Source organism: Chamaesiphon sp. VAR_69_metabat_338 (genome assembly GCF_031423935.1).
GTDB lineage: Bacteria > Cyanobacteriota > Cyanobacteriia > Cyanobacteriales > Chamaesiphonaceae > Chamaesiphon.
Map to the genome: position 1 here is coordinate 1 of NZ_JANPGM010000632.1, position 4,365 is coordinate 4,365.

The following is a 4,365-nucleotide window of genomic DNA, read 5'->3' on the forward strand; positions in this document are numbered from 1 at the left end:
TCGACTTGAGAGTTAGACCCAGATTCGGCAGGCCAAACTAGCGAATAATTTGGTTTAAATGCCCTAAGTTTTTATTCATTAATTTAACAATTTTGATAAGAGTACCGGGGTGAAGCAAAGGCCAATCGGATTCAATCGCGATTACCTAACGGTAGGCTGCACCAACGATCGCCGCCGTAGCGTTGCAGAAATTACCAGCACTATTCTACAGCATTGGGTTTGCAGGATAACACGATCTGCAATTAAATTTTGGTGCGAGCAGCTCTGAAGTTCGATCGTCATTATGCTGTAATAGTAATTTTCTCGATCGAGTCTGAAGACGCTATGATAATAGTGATAGTTTCAATCTCTCAAATAATTGGTACGCTCGTCAAAATGAATATATAAGGAGAAAAATGCTGAGTTTTAGATAACCGAGTCATTAGTCGAGATGGATACAGATAATCTTGATTAAAAGCACGAACGCGATCGATATATTATCCTAAATCTTCGATAGATAGGAAATTTCAAACATAGTCATTGATGGTAATTCCTGTCTCTAGGTTGTATTCGATCGAGCACAAAGATTTCGCTCAGAAGTATTATATATGATCTCAAGTGTAAAATATGAAAGCAAGGAATAACGCATACCGGCTCCGTCCGGTATCGATTGGGGAAATTGTCAGTATCGCGGTTGGAGCCTTGTTGAGCAACAAACTGCGCACGCTCTTGACGATGCTCGGCGTGATTATTGGCATTGCCTCGGTGATCGCGATTACCTCAGTCGGACAAGGAGTGCAAAAGGCCACCGAACAGCAAATTCAGGCATTAGGCACCGATGTCCTCCAAATCTTACCTGGTGAAGCCAGAACGGGGGGAATCAGTCGGGGGATGGGTTCGAGCAGTACGCTGACTACCGCAGATGCCCAAGCCATCCGCGACCAAGTACCCACGGCGCAATATGTATCGGCTTATCTACAACGTCCCGGCCAAGTTGTCAGCGGCCAAGTCAATCATGCGACTAATATTGTTGGTATCGATCTCAATTATCTCAAGGCTAGAAATACCGAACTCACCCAAGGTCGATTTTTTACGCAAGAGGAGATGACCCAAGCAGCTCCGGTGGCAATTTTGGGTTCGACGTTGCTCAAAGAACTCTTCGGTACCGATGGCAATCCCCTCGGTCAGCAGTTACGAATTGAAGGCAAAAATAGTTATGAAATTATTGGTGCCTTTGAACCGAAGGGATCGGAAGGCTCGATCGATCGTGACGATCAGGTATTTATTCTTATCAGCAATATGTCCGAGCGGATCGTCGGTAATAATGCCTTAATTGGTAAAGCTGTCAATGGCATTTATGTCAAAACAAACAGTCAGACAGAAATGAAATTAGCCGAATATCAAGTCACCAATTTGTTGCGGATGCGGCACAATCTCGCGGCTGCGGCTGCGGATGATTTTAGCATCCGCTCTCAGGTAGGAGTCGTGAAAACTTTTTCGGCAGTAGTGGGATTATTTACAATTATGCTGGTGGCGATCGCCGGAATTTCACTAGTAGTGGGCGGGATTGGGATTGCGAACATCATGCTAGTTTCAGTCGTAGAAAGAACCCGAGAAATTGGCATTCGCAAAGCTCTAGGAGCCACAAATCGAGGGATTTTACATCAGTTTTTAGCTGAATCTGTGATGCTATCGATCGCGGGCGGTCTAATTGGCATTATGGTCGGAATTCTTGTGGCTTTTACGACTGCAACTGTTTTCAATATCCCTTTTATCGTATCGATTTGGTCGGTATTGAGCGGGTTTGGGCTGTCGTTTGTCGTGGGACTTTTAGCAGGTGTAATTCCTTCGCAAAATGCCGCTCGACTGACACCAATTACTGCATTGCGCAGTGAGTGAACGATTCCGCAAGGCGGAGGCTACGCCAACGCCTTGCGGAATCGGCAAGCATGTAAATTAAGAAATCGTATAATTTGCGGCGCGCCGCTAGCGATCGCCATTAGAGTAGAGATCGATATGCATTCACCAAATATTCTCACAACTATCATGGCTAGCCAAGATTTACTCCTGTTGGTCGTCTTACTCGCACCAGGACTGCTCTTATCTGTAACGATCATGCTCACCTTCGCCGCTGGCGGTTGAATTGGGGACTTGGGAGCGGGAAGCGGGGAGCGGGGAGCCTGGGGGACTGGGAGAGGGGAAACTGGGAATACTTTCCACGACCTAAAGCCTAAAGCCTAAAGCCTACCCCCTTACCAATCCGGCTGAGTCAACCGCCGCGCTTGCTGGTAGCAGTTTTCGGCTTCTTCCCACTGCTGGAGACTACTGTGAATTCGACCCTTATTAAACCAAAAATCCGATCGCTCGGGATCTAGACCAGTGGCTTGCTCGAAGCTGAACAGAGCGTTATCGAGACGCTGGAGTTCGAGCAGACAATTACCGCGATTGTTCCAGGCTTCCGCGCGGTCGGGATCGAGCTTGAGTGCGATCTCATAGTCAGCTAAAGCAGCTTCAAATTCGTGCTGGAGGAGATAAATGTTGCCGCGACGATACCAAGCCGGGGCATAGTCTGGCTCTAATGAGATCGCTCGATCGAGACTGGTGGTAGCATCATCGATGTAGCCGAGGGCTTGTTGGGCGATCGATTGTTTGTACCATGTGGGCGCATCATCGTCGCGCAGTTTGAGGCTGGTTTGATAGCACTGGAGAGCCTCACTGTACTGTTGGAGGTTGAGATGGGTCGTACCCTGGTTATTCCACCCGAGCGGGTCGGTAGGAGCCACCTGAGTGGCTTGGCGATAACTGTGGAGCGCAGCTTCTAAGTTGCCGAGTTGAAACAGGGCACTACCGCGACTATTCCAAGCGGGTGCGAGGGTGGGCGATAAAATCGAAGCCCGATCGAAACTGGCAATCGCCGCTTCCCATTGACCGAGTTCGAGCAGGGCATTACCTCGGTGATAATAGGCTTGGCAATCGTCGGGATTGAGCATGGCACAGTTGTCGTAGCAAGCGATCGCATCGGGATATTTATGGAGCTGGAATAAGGCGATGCCGCGATTGAGCCAGACAAGGGGATCGAGTTTATCTACCTGGATACTTTGTTCGTAACAGGCTAAAGCTTCTGGCCAGCGTTCGAGATATTGCAGTGCCATCCCGCGCCCATTCCAGGCATTGGCATCGTGGGGGTGGATCTCCAGACTGCTGGCGTGAGCGGCTGCGGCGGCTTCGTAGCGTTTGAGATGAAACAGGGCCTTGCCGCGATTGTGCCAACTTTGATAGAACTGCGGCTGGATTGCTAAGGCGCGATCGTAGCTGGCGATCGCCTCTTCATAACGTTTGAGCGAACCCAGGACGTTACCATGATTGTTCCAAATATAGTAGTCCTCGGGATTGAGCGCGAGGGCGCGATCGTAGCTGGCGAGGGCGTCAGTTAATTTGCCGAGCCGAAACAGGATGTTGCCATGTTGGTACCAAGCTGGCGCGTAGTCAGGATTTAAGTCTACACAACGTTGGTAACTATGCAGCGTTTCAGTGGGATCGCGATCGAGTTGAAACTGGGCTTGGCCGCGTTGATACCAAGCGAGATCGAAATTGGGAGCGAATTTTACGGCGCGATCGTAGCTACTGAGCGCGTCTTCCCACCGCTCTAAGTTACCCAACAACAGACCCCGATGGTACCAGGTTTCGGCGCGCTCTGGGTCTAGCTCTAAGGCTTGGCGATAGGCACTTAGTGCGGGTACGAATTCACCCTGATGGTAGAGTGCCTGCCCCAATAATTGCCAGTTGAGGGCTTGGGTGGGTGCGAGGCGCGTAGCCGTCTGGAGGCTGATGACGGCAGTCTCATAGTCACCCATTTCGATCGACAGCCGCCCGTGTTGCGTCCAGAGGGTGGGATTTTCGGGATCGAGTTCGATCGCCTGACCACAAGCGATCGAGGCAGTTGCCCAGTCGCCTTGAGCCGCTTGGACTTGCGAACGGGCGTAGAGGATCGATCGATCGTGCGGGTCGAGGCTTAAGGCGCGATCGTAGCAGCGGTTGGCGGTTGCCCAGTCGTGCAAGGCGGCGGCGGCCAGACCTTTGGCATACCAGGCGGCGGGGGCATTTTCATCTAGTGCGAGGGCGCGATCGTAAAGCTCGATCGCGGCTTCCCATCTGCGCAACTGCGCCAACACGAGGCCGTGACTATAGTACAGATCGTAGTTCGCCCCTGTCAGAGCCGTAACGCGCTCGTAACATCGATCGGCACCCTCCCATTGTTGTAATTGCTGAAGGGCTTTGCCTTGACGATACCAGGCGCGATCGCAATCGGGCTGGAGATCGATGACTTGCTGGTAGGCCGATACTGCCTGGGGCAAGTCATTTAATTGCCACAGCAGATTGCCCAAG

The 4,365-nt window shown here is 51.0% G+C and carries 3 protein-coding genes; 2 read left to right on the top strand and 1 reads right to left on the bottom strand.

The genetic code is table 11. The annotated features are described in order from the left end of the window. The first annotated feature begins 606 nt into the window (after positions 1–606). Together RMO84_RS17510 and RMO84_RS17515 are read left to right on the top strand one after the other, a co-directional pair. Entirely contained in the window at positions 607–1,878 is a 1,272-nt protein-coding gene (locus RMO84_RS17510) for an ABC transporter permease (protein WP_310489721.1), read from the top strand. Positions 1,879–1,995: 117 nt separating this feature from the next. Beyond that, positions 1,996–2,121, top strand: coding sequence for a hypothetical protein (locus RMO84_RS17515; RefSeq protein ID WP_310489723.1), 126 nt, complete (start codon positions 1,996–1,998; stop codon positions 2,119–2,121). 110 nt (positions 2,122–2,231) lie between these two features. On the opposite strand, the gene RMO84_RS17520 is transcribed toward RMO84_RS17515, so the two are convergent. Further along, the coding region (locus RMO84_RS17520; RefSeq protein WP_310489722.1) for a tetratricopeptide repeat protein at positions 2,232–4,365 on the bottom strand (2,134 nt) is incomplete at its 5' end.